A 20,829-nucleotide genomic window follows, 5' to 3' on the forward strand; every position below is an offset into this window, starting at 1 on the left:
ACGTTTAATCTCTCTCATTATTGGACGTCTGCTTCTTCCTTCTCATGCACGCGTTCCTTCTCCCACGCCTCGAACCAGGCTGAGATCTCTTTACTGGGAGCCATATCGTAGTCTTCCAAGAAAACCGATGTCATCTGCTGGTACAGCCGGCGGACTCCGACCCGTTGGTTGAGGGAGGCATACAGCTTCATTAATCCTTCGTATCCCTCTTCCCTGTAAGGCATTTTTCGGATCATTTCCTGATACAATCCGATAGCTTCCGCATGCTGTTCAAGACCAGCACAGCATTCGGCGATTCTCTTCGCATGGTCAAACCAGAGCAGCCGGGTCCGCTCCTGTTCGGGTTCTGCCCACCCGTACCCGTGTTCATCCAGAAAATCCCCAGGGTACTTATCCATGATGGCGATATGCTCTGGAAGGCTTTCAGGCGCCACTGGCGGGGCGCCGCGCAGATCTTTTTCCCATTCCTCGATATCCAGTGTCACATTGCCGAATTCAAGCCGGTACCCTTCATCCTGAAACTTGATATGTAGATCCATGCCGCTCGTCTTAATCGTTTTCCTAATTTGATAGATGGCCGTGTGAAGCTGGGTTGTCGCTCTCTTCAGGTTAAAGTCCGGCCATAACAGGTCGATCAGGGTTTGCTTGCTTACGGTTTTATTCCGGTAATAGATCAGGTACGCAAACAACTCCGGTGCTTTCAGGGTTCTCCAGGAAAAAGAATGGAGCTTACCGTCGGCGGATCGAAAGTGCAGATTTTTCAGACAGCAAAGCATCATATGGTTTACGGATCGGCCCTCTTCCGTAGGGGCACCCGCCGGCGGTGAGGAAGCCACCCGTTTCATCGTGACAGCCAGTCTATCGGGATGAATCGGTTTTAGTAAATAGTCCAGCGCGTTAATCTCAAAAGCTTTTATAGCAAACTCCTGATAGGCCGTTACAAACACAACCTCCAGACCGGGATACATGGCGAGCAAGCGGTCAGCCAGCTCAAAACCCGTCATTTCCGGCATATCGATATCCAGGAAGGCAAGGTCCGGGGCGTCCTCCGCCGCTGCATCCAGCGCTTGAAGAGGGCTTTGGAAGGCTCGGACAGTCAGCGGCTCCAGATTTACGCCTTCCAGCGACTGCAGGAGCCGTTCCATTTTCTTCAAAGCGAGATATTCGTCATCAACAAGAATAATCTTCAAGGTTTATGCGTTCTCCTTTCAGGCCATTTCGAACACGACGTCTTCTAATGATGCGATTTTGTGCTAGAGTCAGATCATGTACAGCAATACCGCAAGCAGCCCCGCAAAAAAGCTTCATCACAGAGCTGCTCCACGATTACCCCATTCGAGAGTATCATTAATTCGGCATCGCTTCAATTCGTTTAGTAAATTAGTGAATTTAAGTACGGAGGACAAACGCCCTTTAACTGTAGAACGCGATATTGATCAATTTTATAATTAAAGCAATGATGACAATAAATGACGAGGTATACGCGAGTTGGTTCAGTTTTTGATCTTCTGCAGACTGCCTGCGCCTCTTTTTCGGACGAAGCTTTCTTTTGGCGACATTCCTTTTGGTGAGTCTCCTTGTGGTGAGGTTCCTTTTGGACATATTGGAAATCCTCCATTATCTGAGGTGTCACGCTGTAAAGGCTGTGCCGGCTGTCTTCACGCTCAGCACCTTATTCTACTTATATGTAGCTGAAAGGACAATGGGAACTATCCGTGTCCTCTCATGTTCACTTGTCTCGTTATCCGCAGGTTTTGAACGCAAAAAAGCAGGGCTTCCAATGAGCTTCGCCTGCTTAGATGGGCCGGTGCAAGTCAGGATCCCTGCTTCTCTATAAACTCCGCCAGCCGGCGGTAGATTCCGACGATCTCCTCCATCGGCATCCGCACGAGCCCGCTTGAGCTGGGGGCCACAAACTCATGGATTTCCGGGATGACGGGGTCCGGCTGAAATCCCCAATCCACTTTGGAGCGCCGGCTGTATTCCGTGTACACGCCTTTGCCGACAAAACAGGCGATCTGCGGCAGGTACTGCCGCAGTTTTCCCCGGAGAATCTCCCTTCCCTCCGCGTACTCCTGCCGCTCGATATCATCCACGCCCCGGGTCGGTCTTGCCACAATATTCGTGAAACCGTAGCCGAGCTTCAAAAGGTCCTGGTCCTCCGAAGCATCGTACAGTCTCGGCGTCAGCCCTGAACGGTGCAAAATACGGTAAAAATTGTTCCGCGGGTTAGCGTAATGGTGCCCGGTTTCTCCGGACTGCAGGCTGGGATTAAAGCCGATAAACAGGATGGACAAGCCATCATCGAGATGATCTGGTACCTCGGGCATCCTCATCCCCTCCTTTATTTCCGGTTAATACAATTTATCCGATGTCGCTTTGGCCGTGATCTCCCGGTACCTCAGCGCTTCATCCTTCATTCGCAAAGATACGGCGACGTTCAGCATGTCGATGACGGCCAGCTGGGACATTTTCGCCGACAAAGAGCTTCCCTGAAGCGGATTCTCCCGGCCTACCATGATCAATACGATGTCCGCTACCTTCGTAATCGGGGAACGGGCGTTGCTCGTAATCGCAATAATGCGGGCACCCGCTTTTTTCGCCAAATTCAAATTGTCGATCGTATCCTTGGTGCTGCCCGAGATGGACAAGCCTACGGCTACGTCGCTGCTCGTCATAAGCGAAGCGCCCATCGCCTGAAAATGGGTATCCGCAACCGCCGTACTCCGCTTGCCGATCCGGGCAAAGCTGTGAGCCCCCTGCATCGCCGTCAGGCCCGAAGACCCCACGCCAAAAAAGTGGATGGACGATGCGCTTAACAGGCACTCAATCGCCTTGCTCAGCTGCTCCCCATTGATCAGCTCGCGCGTCTGGTCGAGGGTCTGGATGTGCGTACCGATAATTTTCTGGCTGAGCGTGACCGCGTCGTCATCCTCGGAAATCTCTTTATGAATATGGTCCGTCGGCTTCACCAGATCCTGCGCCAAAGACAGCTTGAAGTCCTGAAAGCCTTGAAACTTCAGCTTGCGGCAGAAGCGGAGCACCGTCGTTTCCCCGACATCTGCCTTCTCGGCGAGCTCTGTCACCGATTCATAGATAATATCCTGGGCATGCTCCAAAATGTACTGGGCCACCTTCTGCTCGGTTTTCGTCAGTCCGTTCAGATGGCTGCGGATGCTCAGCAGGGTCTTTCCCATTTCCTGCACCATGGACACTTGTATCTTCCCCTTCCTCTTTTAAGCCGGTTCGCGGTTATTAACCTGCATGCATTTTAGGAGATAAATTCCCAAATCATAAATAATGGAGGTTAATTTCTCCAACAACAATACAATTTTATTGTATAGGCAAAAAAAGAGGATTGCAAGCCGAGGGGATGACGGAAGGGGCATGCACTAAAGGGCACCTTCATTCAGCGCACGGACCAGTACACTGACGGAATATCCTTGATCCAACAGCCGCGGCACCAGGCGGCTCCCAACGCGGTCGGTTGCTCCCGTTATCAAAATTTTCATGTCATGACTCCTTTGCGTCGATATAATATAGATACATCTATCGGATTAAAAAGGGTTACCATCCCTTAACCAAGCAGCATATTCGGCAATCGCCAGGTCCAGGGAATACCTGGGCTGCCATCCAAGCTCCTTATATATCCGGGAAATGTCCATGGCAGGATACTGCGGTCCGTCTCCCTTCCAGGGGCGCAGCTCCAGTCTCGCGTCCGGTACGACCCGCAGAATGGCTTCGACCATCTGTTTATGGGTCGTTACCTGCCCGGTTCCGATGTTGTAGACGGAATGGGCCAGAGACGGGGCCGTCTGCAGCCGGGCCAACGCCTCAGCCGTGTCCGTGACATAGGCCACGTCCATGCCTTCTTCTTCGTAGGGGAGCAGTCCTCCCCGCAAATAAGACGACAGTGGTAAGCCATTAACGGCCGCGTGAACGGCCTGGGCCGGCAGGAAGTACAGTCCGCGGGCCAGCGGGCCGAAGGCGGAAAAGCGAGCGCTGACCACCTCTAGTCCGGCTTGCCTGGAATAAAAATCGCCTATCGTCTCCGCCACTTTCTTGTAAGCCGTCATCGGATAGGGAGCCTGTACCGGCAAAGCGTCGTCCTCCCGCCACAGCGGCATCTCCACTCCCGCGTAGACCGCGATGGAACTGGCAAGGACGACACGTCTCACCTCTAACCGCCTGCCGCACTCCAGAACATGGAGCAGGCTTTGCACAGTTTGCTGCGTCCCCTCTGCGGGCGGCACATTCATACGGGGAGACGCCAGATGCATAAGCCCGGTGACCGCGTGCTTTTTTCCTGCTCCCAGCAGGGATTCGGCTTGAAGCACGTCCACCGTTTCGATAAACAGCCTTTTGTTCAAATAAGGGACAAGGAAAGACGGCAGACGATCCTCCCGATAACGGGTAATGATAACGTCTTCGCCGAGATCAAGGAGGGCGCGGGCCGCATGGAGGCCGATGAACCCCATCCCTCCGGTAATCATGATCATATGCTTGATTCCTCCTTACAGTCGTAACGCCGCCGGGCCCTATCCCGGATCGATACATCCAGCTAGGCATCCGGAAGGCCGTTCTCCAACATTATGAATCATTAAAAAAAGCACTGCCCTCCTGTGCGTAACGTACCATTGGCAGTGTCAGGATAAGGAGGTTTTGCTGCATGAATGAAGCATCGGCCGGATTCACATTGGGCGCGTTTTTGCGCGCACGCCGGGAGCAGCTGCATCCATCGGATGTGGGCCTGCCCTCGCTGGGCAGACGCCGGACCCCGGGACTCCGCCGCGAAGAAGTGGCTCAGCTCGCGCATATCGGTATATCATGGTATACCGCTCTCGAGCAGGGCAGGCAGACAAATCCGTCCGTCCAGGTGCTGGACAGCCTGGCCCGAGCATTAAATCTGAATGAATATGAGCGGCAGTATATGCATCGACTTGTCAAAACGCAGGATTCCGCGGGAACGAATGAAGCACCGCTCCTGCCTGCCGGGCTGGAGAGAACGGTCCGGTCTCTAGACCCGAATCCGGCGCTGGTCATAGACCGAAAATGGGATCTGCTCGTATGGAACCGCGCCGCCGAGCTCGTATTCGATCTGCCCGTGTTCACGGACCATACCGCCAGGCCAAACTGGCTGATACGGTTCCTGACTGAATCCACCCGGCGCATGAACGAAGCGGAGCGGGACGAGAAGGTGCAGGTCATGATTGCAAGGTTCCGGGCGGATTGTGCCCGCTACCCGGGAGATCCCGATGTGCAGGCGCTTATTCAGGAGCTGCTGGAGACGAGTGAACCGTTCCGGTTCTACTGGGGCCGCCAGGACATCAGCCAGGCATCGGATTGCTATAAACGGTGGGAGGTTGCCGGGATCGGCCTCCTGGAATTCGAGTATATCAACCTCCAGCCTTCGGGGAGTCCGGATTTGCAGCTGATGGTGTATACGGCAAGTCCGGCCGCGTATGAGCGGCTGGGGGAGATGGTGCGGGGAAGAAGCAAATGAATATGGGGTATAAAAGAGCACCCAAATGAGTTTGGGTGCTCTTCAAGTTATGGATTAGATGGTCATGGCTGTGCTGGCCAGTTAATTGGATATTTGAGCAACTCCGAGTAACTTTCGCCTTGCTTCACTACGACATACAAGGTGTAAGATAAATCTGATGGCTCTATAGAGAAGACCTCAACGGAACCAACCCCTCCACTGGCATTCCTTTTCCCTGAAAATGGAGCATCATTAACCGCTCTAATAGTGACTTCATCCTGGCTGAGTTGATCGGAAGGATCCAATGTAAAAAAGAGCTCGGCTTCCCCCTGGTTGCTGTCAGGCTCACCATATAGTACCGCACCAGAAAAGTTTCCTTTATTATCTGGCCCATTTGAGGATAGGAACGCGTTCACCAAACTAATTTTAAACCTCGTCTCCATCTCCTGCTTCTTCACTTGAGATAAAAGACCCTCTGTATTCTCCGCCGCAACAAATACTTTGTACTTGGTCTTAGGGGAAAGATTACTCAGCAAAATGGTTGTTTTCGTGCTCTCCGAGGTTGATGTCACATCCACATTTCCGCTGATCGATGCAGGATGGGCTGCCTTATAGTTCTTTACCTCCTCAGCCGTCAGCTCAGCAGGCGCATCCACCGACGGAATGACCACATAGTAGAGCTTTTTGGCATTCTTCGTAATCGGCTGAACCTTTACTGATTCGGAAGTCAAATCCGCAAGCCCAATCTCCTCCACTACCGCTGCGGGGTTCTCCACTACTGGCGGTTCAGGGTCGGGCGAAGGCGTGCTGGCCGGAGGTGAATATACCGGGGCAGGCTCTACGACAGGCTTTGGCTTCAGCGTAAGCGTGGATTGAAACGTTTCTCCTGTGCTAGCGGCGCTTAGCGTTGCCTTCACCTGAATTTCTGACGAAGTATCTGCGACGAGCCGGGCATAGGTTTGAGCTGAATCACTTGAAGATACCGATATGCCGCTAAATTTCAATTGACTCTTTTCCGAAGTCACGCTGATATACTTTGTTAAAGTTTCCAGGTCACGAATTGGAGTCCCATACTGATTGTATGCCGTAAAGTTCCAATACGCTTGCTCGCCGCTCATGAGCGAGTCGATTGCTTTGCCCGAGGAATCCGTGATCCCTTTCGACTCCAGCTTTCCTACAATCACCGGATCTCCGATGGAAAAGATGCGGGTCACTGCCACCCCTCCATTCGGTTCCATGATGGAAACGGTAAACCGGTCACCTCTTCTCATGGCTGAGTTGTTCATGTGAACCAGTACGGTGGGTTCCCCTTTGACCGTCGTCAAATCTTCGGAGGAAGAAATGTCAAAGTCGTCGGCGGTCAGATCCATAGTTTCCCCAAATTGGTTTAACGGAGCAAAACGAACAGGAATCTCTTTGGCCCAGGCGACCGTATCGCTGGGATCGGTAAATTTGATGCTGGCAAGCTTCTCCGGATGAGTAGATGTAGAACCCTGCGTATACTTCTCGTCGATCGGCCCAGTTCCGGTCAATGTGATGTCATATGAGTCCTCTTCCAGCTCGCGGTCCAAGATCAGGGTCGCTTTTGTCCCGCTCCATTCCACCGCCTTTACGGTTACTTCGCCATACTTTTTACTGACGACTTTAAAGGACAGCTCTTCATTCGTTCTGTAACGGCTGAGATTTACCTGAAGGCGGCTCGCCCCCGTCTGCTCGACGCTGTAGACTCGAAACGGTTGAGTATTGCCATAGTGATATGTTCCGCTATTGGACAAACCGTCAATCAGGTCATCGCGGGTTGCAGAACCGTTAAAGTCGTTTGCAGATCCATCCAGCAATTTAAGCTGAAGCGCCAAGGCTACATATCCTTTTGCCCAATCCGATACCGTATCACTCGAAACACCAGGCGTTGATTTTGCCTCCGCTTCTTTCCCCAGTCCCCGAATAAGAAAAGCGGCCAGCTGCTCCTTCGTTACCATCCCTGCCGGATTATACGTGCCGTCGGCGTTCCCCGTGGTAATCCCCGCCTGCTTGAGGGCTTCGATGTAAGGCAGCGCATATCCGTTGCCGGGATCATCGGCCACAACGTCATTAAATGATGATTTCGTCAAGCTGTCATCGACCTTGAGATTCAAAATCAGCGCCAGCACCTTGGCGAACTGGGCCCTTGTAAGCGTGTCGTTAAGTCCAAAACGATCCTCGGAGACCCCCTGAAAAACGCCTGCCTGGATCAAGGTTTCCAGTTTTGCTTTGGTCGCGATGTCCACTCCCTGCAGATCGGTGAAATCATCAACGGTTTTGGCCAGTGCGCCTGTCGGCAGAGCGGCAGCCATAAACACGCCAAGTGCCGTCACTACGGTTAAAGCTTTGCGTACCATGTTCGTTCCCCCAATTTTAATTAAAACGGTCATTTGAAAAATCAATTTTATTCGTTCGCGATACCCGCGCCAAATTCCTTCCATCCCACCCTCCTTACCATAAATATTCCGCAGAGCATGTGATACAACCACAAGAAAAGGGCCTCCGGCTGTCCCGAAAGGCCCTCTTACGTTTATCTCCGTCACTCCCAAGCTCCCCGCTCACCACTGTATCGAGCTCCTAAACTCAAACCTTTAGTCCTCCCCTGCTTCCGGCAGCTCCGCCTCCGGCTCGTGCTTAACGACCTCGATTTCCCGGATCATCGGCCCCTCCATGCGCCGAATGGCAAATTCGCAGTCGTCCTGCCGGATGACGTCCCCTTCGGCAAGATCGAACTTTTGCGACAGCAGCCAGCCGCCGATCGTATACACTTCATCCCCCGCCGGGATATTGGTCCCCAGCTTTTTGTTCACATCATGGATGAGCGCTTGCGGCTGAAAGCGGTAGCGGTTGCCCTCCAGCTTCGTGATCAGCAGAGATCCCGCTGGCTGCGGGCCACCGGAACCCGAAGGAATATCTCCCACAATCTCCTCCAGGATATCCTCCAGTGTGACCAGACCCGACGTTCCCCCGTACTCGTCCATCAGCACCGCCATATTGATGCCCGCCTTCTGCATCTGAGCCAGCAAATCTCTCGCCTGAACGGTTTCTATCACCTGCAGAACCGGACGGATAAAAGGCGTAATCTTCTCGTCTTCGCCGGTTACGCGCCGGACGACTTGATGCAGCATTTCCTTGACGTGGATAATCCCGGTTACGCGGTCCTTATCGCCATCTACCGCAACCGGCAGGTAATTGAACGTTTTGCTCTCGATGACACCCAGGACATCCCGTACCGTCGCATCGTGGGAGACGTAACGGATGGAAGTCCGCGGCACCATGATTTCCCGTGCGTCCCGTTCGTCGAAATCAAAGACGTTGTTGAGGTAGCGGTACTCGGTCGGCGTAATTTCGCCGCTGCGATACCCTTCGGTGAGCGCAAAACGAAGCTCTGCTTCGCTTAACGCAGCGTCTTCCTCCGATATGGGCTTAACCCCGAAGATGCCGGTAATGAAGCGCGAGGAACGGCTCAGAACCCAGTTGAAGGGATACGTGATTTTGTAAAAAATAATCAGCGGACGGGCGAAAAACAATGCCATCGGTTCAGCGATCTGAATCGCAAAGCTTTTCGGCACGAGTTCCCCGATCACAACCTCAAAGTAGGTCAGGATCAAAAAGGCGATAATGAACGACACGATGCTCTCCACCGACTCGGGTGTATGCATGAGTTCAAACAGCGGATGGATCATTCGCTCCACGGTGGATTCCCCCAGCCAGCCGAGAGCCATCGAGGTCAGCGTCGTTCCGAGCTGGCAGGCGGACAGAAACTCGTCCAGGCGGGAAATGATATGTTTGACCGCGCGGGCATTTTTATTGCCTTCGGTCACCAATTGGTTAATGCGGGACACTCTGACCCGGATCACCGAATATTCGGAGGCGACGAAGAACGCGGTTAATGCGATGAGCAGAATAACGAATATGATTTTCACAATTTCCACAGCATTTCCTTACCCTGCGCCTTGGGCTGCGGTGAGCGGCCAGGATAAGGAGCACCTCCTTTATGTTCGACGGATGAATAATCTCTTGGAATGTATATACCCAATTTTGAGGGGGAACGCATGGGCTTAGGATGGACGATGCGGGGATGAATATACCCGGACTTCGACTTTTGGAGCGTGGGAACAGGCCGTGGCTTCGACTTTTGGCGCGTGGAACAGGCTGTGACTTCGACTTTTGGCGCGTGGAACAGGTCGTGACTTCAACTTTTGGCGCGTGGAACAGGCCGTAACTTCAACTTTTGGCGCGTGGGAGGAACGGGCATTGGGCTTCAGCCGCTGTTGAATTCGTGTTGTTTGGGATTTTATTGGGTGGTCACAACACGAATTCAAAGGCGGCACGTAAACTTTACGCCTCAATCCCCTTTTCCTCCGGGTGCAACTGTTACAGAAGAAACAGACCTAAAAGATAAATAGTCTCTCGACTAAAAAGCCCGGCCCAAAAAAATCCCAACAATTCGTAGAATCGTCGGGATCCCCTACACCGTAAATTTTCTCCGGCACATTTGACACAAACGTCCTTTGAACCACGAATCCTCGCTAAAGCCCTAAATACCTCCCGGTGATCGAGGCGCTGCAATCGATGCTATCTTTCGGTATGCCTTCAAACATCACCTGGCCGCCTTCTTCTCCGGCCCCAGGGCCGAGGTCGATCATCCAGTCAGCCTGACGGATCACCTGCAAATTGTGCTCGATCACGATCAAGGTGCTGCCACGCTCCACGAGGCGGTTCATGAGGCCGATCAGGAGCTCGACATCAGACATATGCAGTCCGGTGGTCGGCTCGTCCAGGACATACAGGTTCCCTTCCCCCTCCAGCTCCGCGGCCAGCTTGGCCCGCTGCAATTCGCCCCCTGATAACGTACTCAGAGGTTGTCCTAAGGTCAAATAACCGAGGCCTACTTCCTTTAATCGTTTGAGCGGCGTTTCAATTTCTTTTTCATGAAACATGTTAAGCGCATCCTCCACGGTCATGGCCAGAACGTCGCTGATGCTTTTCCCGCGAAACCGATAGGACAGGACCTGTTCTGTATAACGCTTTCCTTCGCATGCTTCGCAGATGCTGGAGACCGTATCCATAAAGGCGAGATCGGTAGATATGATCCCCAAGCCCTTACAGTGGGGACAAGCCCCTTCGGAGTTGAAGCTGAACAGCGAACTGTTCACGCGGTTTTCTTTGGCGAACAAAGTTCTGATCGTGTCGAAGATGTCCGTATAGGTGGCCAGATTGGACCGGTTGGAGGCGTGAATCGCGCCTTGGTCAATAAAAATCGCCTCGGGGTAGTACCTCGGAAGAACCTGACGGATCAGCGTGCTTTTTCCGGATCCCGCTACTCCGGTAACAGCGGTCATCACGCCGGCCGGAATTCGAACGCTAATATCTTTGAGATTATTCATAGTCGCATGCTCGATGGCGAGCCAACCGCCAGGCTTCCTGATTTCCCTTTTGAAGTTGAGGTGACGGTTTAAGTACCCGGCAGTTAATGTCGGGGATGACAACAGCTCATGAAAGCTTCCCTGAAATACGACCTCTCCACCGTGGGTTCCGGCGCGCGGCCCCATTTCAACAACATAATCGGCAATCTGGATCACATCCGGATCATGCTCGACAATCAGAACGGTGTTGCCTTTATCCCGCAGCTGCTTAAGCAATCGGTTGATGGTGTTGACATCATGCGGATGGAGTCCAATGCTGGGCTCGTCAAAAATATAAAGCAAATCGGATAAGCTGCTGCCGAGCTGACGCACCATCTTGATCCGCTGCGATTCACCGCCCGACAGGCTGGGCGTTTCGCGATTCATGCTTAAATAGCCAAGGCCTACCGCCAGCAAATTGCCAAGGCGCTTGACGATTTCGTCCGTGACCGTCTGTACGTCAGGCTCGCGGATGGAACGTATAAACCTGATAAGCTCGCTAACCTGCATACCCGCACAATCGGCAATGCTTTTTCCGTTAATTTTACAGGACAACACGCGTGGGTTCAGGCGGCCGCCGCAGCATGAAGCGCACAGCTTCTCGCTCACGATGCGGTCGATCGCCTCCTGATATCTTTTAGCATCTCTCGAATCTTTATAGAGATAAGTACGTTTAATGCGCGGAATAACCCCTTCATAGAGAGACGTCGGCGGCCATCCCTCCGTTGGATTTGGCGGCTTGAACCCGCTTTTATGGAGCAGCGTATCCATCTCCTCATCCGTATAATCCTTCAGCTTTTTGTCGTTATCGAACAGGCCGGTGCAGACATATCTTTTCCACCTGACGTCGCCGGGCATGAAGGTCGGAAACAGAATAGCCCCCTCGTTAAGCGATTTTTCCCTATCGATCAACCGGTCGACGTTGATGTCTTTCACTTTCCCCAAGCCTTCGCAGTCCGGGCACATGCCCTGAGGGTTGTTGAAGGAAAACACGTCGGAATATCCAACGAAAGGAGTACCGATCCGGGAAAACAACAGCCTCAGCAGCGCATAAATATCCGTGACCGTGCCGACGGTAGATCTCGCATTTCCGCCGATCCTTTTTTGATTCATGACGATCACCGCCGGCAAATGCTCAATGGCATCCACCTCCGGTTGCCCATAATGAGGGAGCCGGTTGCGGATGAAGCTGGAGTACGATTCGTTGAATTGCCGCTGTGACTCCGCTGCGATCGTATCGAAAACAAGCGCCGATTTACCCGAGCCGGATACGCCTACAAATACCGTAATCTGCTTTTTGGGGATCGTCACATGAACTCCCTTCAGATTTTTTTCTCTTCCGCCGACGACGCGAATGTCATCTTCTTTAATCATGTGGATTCCTCCTCTTGCGATTTGTATAAAATAGGATATGCTAAAACCATGCCAGAAACTGTCATGGTTAAGTGAAGAGGAGGGGCTTTTGTGAGCAAAGCCAAATTATTGTTTGATTTGATCCTGTATGTCAATGCGAAACGCAGTTTTACTGCACAGGATGTCGCGAATGAATTTGGCATTTCTGTCCGAACAGCGCACCGCTATCTTACGGATATTGCCGATATGGGCGTCCCGCTATATACGGAACCAGGAAGAAGCGGTGGTTACCGGGTACTCCCCAACCGGACACTGCCGCCGATCATGTTTAATGAAGAAGAAGCATTTGCTATCTTTTTTGCTTTTCAGGCATTGAAGTACTATCAATCGCTTCCTTTTGACATTCATATCGATTCCGTCTCCCGCAAGCTGTACGCAAGCCTGCCTGACGATACGAAAAGAAAAATAGACGGCCTGGATTCGGTAATCACCTTTTGGAATCAGAAAAGGACCGTCCCGTCTCCATTTCTAAAGGAAATCATCGAGGCGGCCTCCGCGCACCGCTTGCTTAAAATCGAATATGTGTCGAAGCTGGAAAATACAGTGAGGGAAGTGGCTCCGATCGGTATTTACGCCAGCGACGGCTTCTGGTACATGCCCGCGTTCGATCAGGCTCATGGCGAAATCCGGCTGTTTCGTACAGACCGGATCGTGTCCATGGAGCAAACGAAGCAGGCGTTTGAGCCACAGATGGAACTGCCGGACTGGCTCAACCGCAGCACGGCACTGACGCCGGAGTCGCCCGTCCGTTTATATGTAGAGCTGACCCGTGAAGGCTTGAGACAGTGCCGCAGCCAGCCATGGCTGGAGCCTTATATCGTGGAGGTTAGCCCGGATGAAGGTTACATTGAAAGTGTCATTGATCAGCGCGAGATGGAATTCGTGACCGGCTACTTTTTTCACCTGGGTACGGCCGTTAAAGTCATCGAGCCGCCCGAGCTTGTAGACGGGATTCGTGAGCAGGCGCGGGAGATTCTCCGCCAGTATGCATGAGGCACGACCTTTGACCGGTATCTTTCATATCGGTTGTTCTGTGTCTTTAAATAAAAAGGACCTGCCAGCTCACAGCCGGCAGGGTTTTCGTCATTCTTTATTACCAACAAAATGCCTTCAGGATAATTACCAAAAGAATAAAGAGTACAAGGATAGCACCAACATTATTATGGCAACAGCCATAACCTATTCCTCTAACGTCGCTCATGAAAGTACCTCCTTCATATTGAAGATACTGATATCATATGGGTAAATTCTATATATGTTTAGGCTCTTGCATAATTCATTCATCTTTTTAAAGAAAAAGGCCCGCTCCGAAAGAGCGGGCTGATCTTATTAAGGAGGTTTTATGAGTCTCAGTATAATCTATGTTCTATTTAGGCAACTGGTTCTTAGTAAGATATAACACACATTAAAAGTTGACATCACGCATTCCACGCGCAAAGCCGATTAGCTTCGCAGAAACATGTTTAACGCAAAAAAAGCCTGCACAGCAGTTTCAAACGCTGTACAGGCATTCTTTTGGATTAGAACAGGCTGCGCTGAAAATCAGCGATCGCCTTATATTCCTCTTCCAGGTTGCGTGAAATTTTAATAAAGATCGGCAGCAGCTGATGGTAAATCTGTGCGTTCTCCTTCACCGGCGTATGCTGATGCGTTGATCCGACCATGCCGGAGACGACACTTAGCGAATCGACTTTGCCCGTGGCGTACAAGCCGAGCACGACGGCGCCCAGGCAGGAGCTTTCGAAGCTCTCCGGCACGACAACTTCCTGATCGAAGATGTCGGCCATCATTTGGCGCCACAGCGGGGAACGGGAAAATCCGCCGGTGGCGTGGATTTTGGCCGGACGCCCGATGCGTTCCTCCATCGCCAGCAGTACAGTATATAAGTTGAAAATGACGCCTTCAAGGACGGCGCGAATCATATGCTCCTTGCGGTGGTGCATCGTCAGACCGAAGAACGAGCCGCGGGCGTCGGGGTTCCAGAGCGGGGCGCGCTCCCCGGTCAAATAAGGGTGGAACAACAGCCCGTCGGATCCCGGATTCACCTGTTCCGCTATCCGTGTCAGCAAGTCGTACGAATCGATACCGAGACGCTTGGCAGTCTCGATCTCGGATGCGGCCATTTCATCATGTACCCATTGGAACAGCATGCCGCCGTTGTTGACGGGACCGCCGATCACCCACAGCTTCTCCGTCAGGGCGTAGCAGAAAATGCGGCCCTTCGGATCCGTCGCCGGATGATCGACCACGGTGCGGATCGCTCCGCTGGTACCGATGGTAGCGGCAACGACACCAGGCTCGATCGCATTGACGCCCAGATTGGACAGCACGCCGTCGCTCGCGCCTACGATAAACGGCGTGGAAGGATCGAGTCCCATCTCGGCGGCAAACGTCTTATCCAGCCCATCCATGCGGTAGGTGGTCGGGACAAGCTCGGACAACTGGCTTGGCGTAATGCCGGCAACCTCCAACGCCTCCTCGTCCCAATCCAGCTTGTTCAGGTTCATAAGGCCCGTGCAGGAGGCAATCGAATGGTCGACGACGTACCGGTTGAACAGCTTGGCGAATACGTACTCCTTAATCGAGATAAACTTGGACGTCTTTTCGAAAATGTCCGGATTGTCATGACGCAGCCACATCAATTTGGTCAGCGGGGACATCGGATGGATCGGCGTACCTGTGCGCAGATAAATTTCATGTCCGTTCATATCGTTCTTCAATACTTCGGACCATTTCGCGCTGCGGTTATCCGCCCACGTAATGCAGTTCATCAGCGGCTTCCCGTCCTGGCCGACCGGAATGACGCTGTGCATGGCCGAGCTGAACGAGACGAACATCACCTGCTCCGGGCGGATTCCGCTAGTATCCATCACCTGCTTGACCGAATGGATCACGGCCGTAAATATCAGATCCGGATCCTGCTCGGCGATGGACGATGTCGGTGTCAGCAGCGGATAGCCTTCACTTCCCTTGGCCACAACCTTTCCGTTTTCTTCGAACAGAACGGCCTTGGTGCTCGTCGTTCCAATATCGATTCCGATCATCATATTACTGCTCATGTTTCAACCTTCTTTCTTCTTCACTAGACATATCCTTATACTACCAGACTGAGCACCAGGATGATAATCAATGCAACGATCGACAACAGCGTTTCCATGACGGTCCAGGATTTCAGCGTCTGCGGAACGGACATGTTAAAAAATTCCTTGACCATCCAGAAGCCGGCGTCGTTGACATGCGACAGGACGAGCGAACCTGCTCCGGTCGCCAGCACGACGAGCTCGACATTGGCTGCCGGGCTCAAGGCAAGTACCGGTGCGACGATCCCCGCGGTCGTGGTCATCGCCACGGTGGCGGAACCGGTTGCAACACGGATGAGTGCGGCCACGAACCATGCAAACAAAATAATGTTGATGTGAGCCGAAGTTGCGATTTGGGCAATGGCGTCACCGACGCCGCTGTTAATGAGCACCTGCTTGAACGCCCCGCCGCCGCCGATGATCAGAATGATCGTGGCTGTCGGCGCCAGACATTCGCTCGTAAACTTGGATATTTGTTCTTTCGTAAATCCTCTGGCGAAGCCAAGGGAGAAGAAAGAAAACACGACCGAAATCAGAAGCGCAATAATTTCGTTACCGATAAATTCGCAGAACAGCGTAAAACCGCTCGAAGCATCCGGGTCAACGATCGAGGCGATCGAACCGATCAGCATCAGGATGACCGGCATCAGAATCGTCAGCAGCGTAATGCCGAAGCCCGGAAGCTTGCGTGTGCTGCTGCTGGAGAACTGCTCCGCCAGCTCAGCAGGCGGCTCGACCTGGATGCGTCTGCCGATCCATTTACCAAAGAGCGGTCCGGCCACGATCGCTGTCGGAATGCCAACGATCAGGGAGTACAGAATCGTTTTCCCCAAATTCGCCTGATAGGCATCAATCGCGATCATCGGGGCCGGGTGAGGCGGCACAAGTCCGTGTACGGTGGACAGTCCGGCCAGAATCGGAATACCGATTTGCAGCAGTGACATTTTGGTTTTACGGGCGACGGTAAAAATAATCGGGATCAGCAGAATGACGCCGACCTCAAAAAATACCGGAATCCCTACGATAAAGCCGACGATCATCATCGCCCAGTGAACGCGTTTCTCCCCGAACCGGTTCACGAGGGTTGTGGCGATCTGCTCGGCGCCGCCGGATTCGGCCATCATTTTGCCGAGCATCGTGCCGAGACCGATGACGATCGCGATCGTTCCCAGCGTGCCGCCAAGCCCCTTGGTCACGGAATCGATAATATCCATCGATTTCATGCCGGTCAGGAACCCGAGCAGCAGGGCGGACAACAGCAAGGTCACAAACGGATTCCACTTGAATTTGGCAATAAACACAATAAGAAATGCAATGGCGATCAGTGTCCACACAATGAGCGTCCAATTATGGCTCATACCGAATATACTGGACATGGGTTGTCCTCCTTTTGTTCGTACATGATGTTTTTCACATATGATACCCATTATTCCAAGCTTTGATTTCAAATACTTGCATACTTGTCGACAACATGAGGCGGAAGCTGCCCGCAAGCAGCCCCTTTTAGTTCATATTACGGAATGGAAAGGCCGACGAAGCGCTTTAAAAATCCGTCAGGCTGCGGTGCAGCGTCTGGCGCGAATCGGCGAAATACTCCTGTACAAGCTTCTGGATTTCGTCCTCGTCGCCGGAGGCCAGACCGTCCATAATTTTCTGATGCTTGCCGATCACGGACCCGAGCTTTGCTTCCCCTTTGGAAAAAATCTCTTCCGTCGTAATCAGCATGACGGTCATCACGATCGGCCGGATGCTGTTCCATAAATGCAAAATGCGCTTATGGTCCGCTGCCGCAATAATCGCCTCGTGAAAGGACAAGTCCTGATACGAAAATTCGACGGCATCCTGATGCTTGACCGCAAGCTCCATCCGGTCAACGATCCGGCGCAGCGTAACCAGCAGCTGATCCCGGTCCATCTTGGCCAGCCGCTGCTGAACGAAGCTCTCGATCAGGAAGCGGACATCGTACAATTCAACAATATCGGTCAGGCTCAGTCCGACGACGACGGCACCCATCCGTTCGAGCCGGATCAGCCCTTCGCTCGAGAGCGATTTCAAGGCTTCTCTGACAGGGGAACGGCTTGTCCCGAAATCGGCGGCCACCCGGTTCTCTGAAATAATTTCACCCGGCTTGATCCGGCCGCTGATAATCTGCAGCCTCAGCTCGGACGCAATCGACTCTCCCAAGGAAACACCCTGCAGCCAGGATGAAGGATAACGCAGCATGAGACAACTCTCCTAAATCAATGTATGTACAATGACGTACGCTACCGATTCTATCATACAACGGACCGCCGCATCCATGGTGAGGGACCTGCTCTCCGGAAGCCTGCTTCAGCCGCAGACCTTAACGCTCAACCGTTTGACCGGCAGCCGTGTGCCGCAATCCGATTTTTTCCTTTTTTCAAAAGAACCATGCAACAACGAAGAACCGGAATGCGTCTTTTACCACGAAGACCTGTGGTTCTTCGAAAAAGAAACGCTTCCAGTTTGATTGTGCTGTGCTCTAACCTGCCTCTGCCTCCAAGTATACTTGTATACAACTTGTAATCGTCTTTATTTTAAAACAATCCGTGCGATCTGTAAACCGCGTGGATGAAACATCCAGCACACCAAGCTTCGGAAAGGAAGTGATTGAATTTGAAAAAAATCGCCGCCATCCTGCTGCTGTCCATCTGTATTGCCACGGGCTGCGAAAGCCACAAGCCTTCGGCGGATAGCACATCAACGGCTGACCCAATGCCTTCCGGAACGGTCAATTCCACGGACGGAATCAACGAAAAACCTCCCGCCACGGCAGCTGATCCCCCTGCTTCCACCCCTGATGGCGGGAGCCCGCAGCCTACCAGCAGCCACGAGGGCGAAGCCGAAACAGAAACTCCGGGGCGGCTGCAGTCTTCCCAGCTGATGTTCGGCTATTTGGACGCCGCCGGCAGCCGGATTCTTGCAGCCGACCCGGAAGGCAAGCAGCAAACACCGCGGGAGCAGTTTACACAAGCGGTCATCGCGCCGGACGAGCTGGCCGACATCCGCTTCACGAAGCATCAGGCCCGGTCGGATCAGGATAACGGCAGGCAGAACCGGTACAATTTCGACCATGATGAAGGCGATTTGTTCCGCCTCTCTTCCCCGGTAACTCCAGCGGATCCGGACGCAGGCGTCGTTCTCGCACAGAGAGACGCTTTTGCCGGGCATGAATTTCTGCAGGTGGAGCATGCGGAGGGAAGCCTGCCCGAAGAGGCGGCAGCCCGGATCAAGCAAGCCAAAGGCCTGAACATCCACAGCCAGGGGCTTATCGGACAAATCTCCCCTGACGTGCAGCTGGGTATCGTCCAGTACGACAAGGACGGCGGCAAGCCGCTGGCCAGCCTCGTGCTGATCACCCCGGATACGCTGCTGTTTCGCGATTTTGAAGGAACGGATGACCCGAGCTCCACCTGGCGCGTCGACGACGGCGGGCAGATGGACCCGCAGCTGTTCCACGTTTTATTTGTCACCCGTTCCGGGCATGGCTATACGCTTGGGTATGAATGGTGGGGCTCGGAAGGATCGAACCTGGCCGTGCTGCAGCAGGACGGCGGCGCATTTCGCGTCGTGCAGGAGGGCGGCCGCTATACGGCGCCAATGTGACTAGCCCAAGTCCCAGGCCGTATGGATTTTCGGCACATCGCTGATGAGCTGCCTCGTATAGGCGTGCTGCGGGTTCAGGATAATGTCTTCGGCCGGTCCCCTCTCGACGATTTGGCCCTTCTCCATGATGTAGATCGTGTCGCTCACGTAATAGGCGAGCCCAACGTCGTGCGTGATGAAAATAATCGTCATCTCGTTCTCATCCCTCAGCTTCAGCAGCATGTCGAGAATGGTGGACCGGGAGCAGGCGTCGACCATTGAGGTGGGCTCATCCGCGATCAGCACCTTGGGGTGAAGCATAAAAATCCGTGCGATCATAAGCCGCTGCATCTGCCCGCCGGACAGCTCGAACGGATACTTGTTGTACAGCTCCTCGAACTTCAGGTTGACGAAAGAGCAGGCCTCTTTCATTTTATTGAACTGCTCATCCTTGGTGAGCTTCAGCCCCTGCAGCCGGATGCAGCTGAGCAGCAGCTTCTCTACCCGCTGGAACAGGTTAAAGGACGAGAACGGGTCCTGAAAAATCGCCTGAATGTCTTTCCAGTACTTTTTCCGGTCAGCATGGCGGCGCAGCACTCTCGGTTGTCCTTTGTAATCGATGCTGCCCCCCGACTCCTTTAAGAGACCCATGATGATTTTGGCAAGGGTGGTTTTGCCGCTGCCGCTCTCGCCGACGATGGAAATGATTTCGCCTTTATGAAAATCGAAGTCCACCGTATCGACCGCGGTCGTTTTGGCCGCCCCGTACCCGAATACTTTCGTAATGCCTCTGCCGCGGATCAACAGGTCACGACTGCTCATTTGCATACCACTCCTTCAGCGTTCCTGTGTCAAAATGGCACCGGTACTGGCGGCCCTCCACTTCCTGCACCGCCACATTGTTTTGCCTGCAAATATCCTGGGCGTAAGAGCACCGCTCGGCAAACCGGCAGCCGGCCGGCACATGCTTCAAATTCGGCGGCGTGCCCGGAATGGCCGCCAGCTTATGCCCCTTCATCCCCTCCTCCGGAACGATGATGGAGCCCATCAGCTTCTTCGTGTACGGATGCAGCGGATCAAAGATCATCTGCTCGGCCGTGCCGCGCTCCACGATTTCTCCCGCGTACATGACCATAATGTCGTCGGTGACGTGGTACAAGAGCGGCAGCTCATGCGTGATGAATACCAGCGAGCGGATGAACTGCTTGTCGAGCAGGTCCTTCATCAGCTTGATGACCGCCTTCTGCGACGTCACGTCCAGCGCAGACGTCGGTTCGTCGGCGATCAGCACCTTCGGGTTCAGAATGGTGGAAATCGCAATGACCGTCCGCTGTTTCATGCCTCCAGAGAGCTCATTCGGATACGAGCGAAGCACCTTCGGCGACAGGTTCAGCGTTTCAAAACGGTCGACGGCCATGTCCCACACCTGCTTCTTGGTCAGCTCTGGCCGGTGCTCCTTCATGATATCCTCAATGAAGCGGATGATCCGCAGCGTTGGATTGAGGGCATTCATGGCCGCCTGGGGAATGTACGCGATTTCCCGCCCGGAAATTTGCGTGCGCAGCTGCTCCTTGCTCAGCTTCATAATGTCGCGGCCGTGAATTTGGATCGAACCGCTGCCGTAATGGAGCGGCGGAAAATAAAATCCCATCAGGCTCAGCGCCAGCGTCGACTTGCCGCAGCCGGATTCGCCGGCGATGCCGAGCGTCTTCCCATCTTCCAGCACGAAATCGACGCCGTCGACGGCAAACACTTTTTCCTTAAGCCGGGTTTTATAATAGGTTTTCAGTCCGCTAACTTCCAGAATGTTTGTAGTCAT

Annotated in this window: 16 protein-coding genes; 3 read left to right on the forward strand and 13 right to left on the reverse strand. The window is 53.3% G+C overall.

Annotated features, from left to right (window positions below; all coding sequences use genetic code 11):
• Nucleotides 1-17 precede the first annotated feature (17 nt).
• The 5 genes from MKY74_RS30300 to MKY74_RS30320 all read right to left on the reverse strand — a co-directional run bounded on the left by MKY74_RS30300 (nt 18) and on the right by MKY74_RS30320 (nt 4,499).
• Nucleotides 18-1,190: a response regulator gene (locus MKY74_RS30300; RefSeq protein WP_076173613.1), complete on the reverse strand. Its 1,173-nt coding sequence runs from the start codon at nt 1,188-1,190 to the stop codon at nt 18-20.
• A gap of 624 nt (nt 1,191-1,814) precedes the next feature.
• Nucleotides 1,815-2,330, reverse strand: coding sequence for a mismatch-specific DNA-glycosylase (locus MKY74_RS30305; protein ID WP_076173611.1), 516 nt, complete (start codon nt 2,328-2,330; stop codon nt 1,815-1,817).
• A gap of 24 nt (nt 2,331-2,354) precedes the next feature.
• Nucleotides 2,355-3,209 carry a MurR/RpiR family transcriptional regulator gene (locus tag MKY74_RS30310; protein WP_076173744.1) on the reverse strand — a complete coding sequence of 285 codons (855 nt, stop codon included), beginning with the start codon at nt 3,207-3,209 and terminating at the stop codon, nt 2,355-2,357.
• A gap of 183 nt (nt 3,210-3,392) precedes the next feature.
• Nucleotides 3,393-3,512 carry an NAD-dependent epimerase/dehydratase family protein gene (locus MKY74_RS30315; protein WP_144025486.1) on the reverse strand — a complete coding sequence of 40 codons (120 nt, stop codon included), beginning with the start codon at nt 3,510-3,512 and terminating at the stop codon, nt 3,393-3,395.
• Nucleotides 3,513-3,557: 45 nt separating this feature from the next.
• Complete coding sequence (locus tag MKY74_RS30320) at nt 3,558-4,499, reverse strand: NAD-dependent epimerase/dehydratase family protein (RefSeq protein ID WP_076173610.1); 942 nt, start codon at nt 4,497-4,499, stop codon at nt 3,558-3,560.
• A gap of 170 nt (nt 4,500-4,669) precedes the next feature.
• On the opposite strand from MKY74_RS30320, the gene MKY74_RS30325 reads away from it, so the two are divergent.
• A complete protein-coding gene (locus MKY74_RS30325; protein WP_076173609.1) occupies nt 4,670-5,503 on the forward strand; it encodes a helix-turn-helix transcriptional regulator in 834 nt (277 codons plus the stop codon).
• A 62-nt stretch (nt 5,504-5,565) separates the two neighbouring features.
• Here the strand turns inward: MKY74_RS30325 and MKY74_RS30330 are convergent, their stop codons facing one another.
• The 3 genes from MKY74_RS30330 to MKY74_RS30340 all read right to left on the reverse strand — a co-directional run bounded on the left by MKY74_RS30330 (nt 5,566) and on the right by MKY74_RS30340 (nt 12,282).
• On the reverse strand, nt 5,566-7,944 hold the full coding sequence (locus tag MKY74_RS30330; protein ID WP_076173608.1) for an S-layer homology domain-containing protein: 2,379 nt from the start codon (nt 7,942-7,944) through the stop codon (nt 5,566-5,568).
• A gap of 150 nt (nt 7,945-8,094) precedes the next feature.
• Complete coding sequence (locus MKY74_RS30335) at nt 8,095-9,438, reverse strand: hemolysin family protein (RefSeq protein WP_076173607.1); 1,344 nt, start codon at nt 9,436-9,438, stop codon at nt 8,095-8,097.
• A 597-nt stretch (nt 9,439-10,035) separates the two neighbouring features.
• On the reverse strand, nt 10,036-12,282 hold the full coding sequence (locus tag MKY74_RS30340) for an ATP-binding cassette domain-containing protein (RefSeq protein WP_208629376.1): 2,247 nt from the start codon (nt 12,280-12,282) through the stop codon (nt 10,036-10,038).
• Between the two features lie 93 nt (nt 12,283-12,375).
• On the opposite strand from MKY74_RS30340, the gene MKY74_RS30345 reads away from it, so the two are divergent.
• Nucleotides 12,376-13,317, forward strand: a complete 942-nt coding sequence (locus tag MKY74_RS30345; protein WP_076173605.1) for a helix-turn-helix transcriptional regulator — start codon at nt 12,376-12,378, stop codon at nt 13,315-13,317.
• Between the two features lie 527 nt (nt 13,318-13,844).
• Here the strand turns inward: MKY74_RS30345 and gntK are convergent.
• From gntK to MKY74_RS30365, 3 genes are all read right to left on the reverse strand, one after another.
• Nucleotides 13,845-15,383 carry a gluconokinase gene (gntK, locus tag MKY74_RS30355; protein ID WP_076173604.1) on the reverse strand — a complete coding sequence of 513 codons (1,539 nt, stop codon included), beginning with the start codon at nt 15,381-15,383 and terminating at the stop codon, nt 13,845-13,847.
• 35 nt (nt 15,384-15,418) lie between these two features.
• Nucleotides 15,419-16,780: a GntP family permease gene (locus tag MKY74_RS30360; RefSeq protein WP_076173603.1), complete on the reverse strand. Its 1,362-nt coding sequence runs from the start codon at nt 16,778-16,780 to the stop codon at nt 15,419-15,421.
• Nucleotides 16,781-16,946: 166 nt separating this feature from the next.
• Nucleotides 16,947-17,624, reverse strand: a complete 678-nt coding sequence (locus MKY74_RS30365; RefSeq protein ID WP_076173742.1) for a GntR family transcriptional regulator — start codon at nt 17,622-17,624, stop codon at nt 16,947-16,949.
• 417 nt (nt 17,625-18,041) lie between these two features.
• On the opposite strand from MKY74_RS30365, the gene MKY74_RS30370 reads away from it, so the two are divergent.
• The gene (locus MKY74_RS30370; protein WP_076173601.1) at nt 18,042-19,031 is read left to right on the forward strand and encodes a hypothetical protein; all 990 of its coding nucleotides are present in this window, start codon (nt 18,042-18,044) and stop codon (nt 19,029-19,031) included.
• Here MKY74_RS30370 and MKY74_RS30375 read toward each other — a convergent pair whose 3' ends face one another.
• Nucleotides 19,032-19,832, reverse strand: coding sequence for an ABC transporter ATP-binding protein (locus MKY74_RS30375; RefSeq protein WP_076173600.1), 801 nt, complete (start codon nt 19,830-19,832; stop codon nt 19,032-19,034).
• On the reverse strand, nt 19,819-20,829 hold the full coding sequence (locus tag MKY74_RS30380) for an ABC transporter ATP-binding protein (protein ID WP_076173599.1): 1,011 nt from the start codon (nt 20,827-20,829) through the stop codon (nt 19,819-19,821). The genes MKY74_RS30375 and MKY74_RS30380 overlap by 14 nt, the downstream gene beginning before the upstream one ends.

This window comes from Paenibacillus sp. FSL R5-0378 (assembly GCF_038009285.1).
GTDB classification, from domain to species: Bacteria; Bacillota; Bacilli; order Paenibacillales; family Paenibacillaceae; genus Paenibacillus_AQ; species Paenibacillus_AQ favisporus.

Excerpts from the sequence above, each read along its gene's own strand:
- MKY74_RS30310 (WP_076173744.1), bottom strand. The coding sequence starts at position 3,209 with ATGGTGCAGGAAATGGGAAAGACCCTGCTGAGCATCCGCAGCCATCTG.
- MKY74_RS30325 (WP_076173609.1), top strand. The coding sequence starts at position 4,670 with ATGAATGAAGCATCGGCCGGATTCACATTGGGCGCGTTTTTGCGCGCA.
- MKY74_RS30305 (WP_076173611.1), bottom strand. The coding sequence starts at position 2,330 with ATGCCCGAGGTACCAGATCATCTCGATGATGGCTTGTCCATCCTGTTT.
- MKY74_RS30315 (WP_144025486.1), bottom strand. The coding sequence starts at position 3,512 with ATGAAAATTTTGATAACGGGAGCAACCGACCGCGTTGGGAGCCGCCTG.
- MKY74_RS30380 (WP_076173599.1), bottom strand. The coding sequence starts at position 20,829 with ATGACTACAAACATTCTGGAAGTTAGCGGACTGAAAACCTATTATAAA.
- gntK (WP_076173604.1), bottom strand. The coding sequence starts at position 15,383 with ATGAGCAGTAATATGATGATCGGAATCGATATTGGAACGACGAGCACC.
- MKY74_RS30330 (WP_076173608.1), bottom strand. The coding sequence starts at position 7,944 with ATGGAAGGAATTTGGCGCGGGTATCGCGAACGAATAAAATTGATTTTT.
- MKY74_RS30320 (WP_076173610.1), bottom strand. The coding sequence starts at position 4,499 with ATGATCATGATTACCGGAGGGATGGGGTTCATCGGCCTCCATGCGGCC.
- MKY74_RS30375 (WP_076173600.1), bottom strand. The coding sequence starts at position 19,832 with ATGAGCAGTCGTGACCTGTTGATCCGCGGCAGAGGCATTACGAAAGTA.
- MKY74_RS30360 (WP_076173603.1), bottom strand. The coding sequence starts at position 16,780 with ATGTCCAGTATATTCGGTATGAGCCATAATTGGACGCTCATTGTGTGG.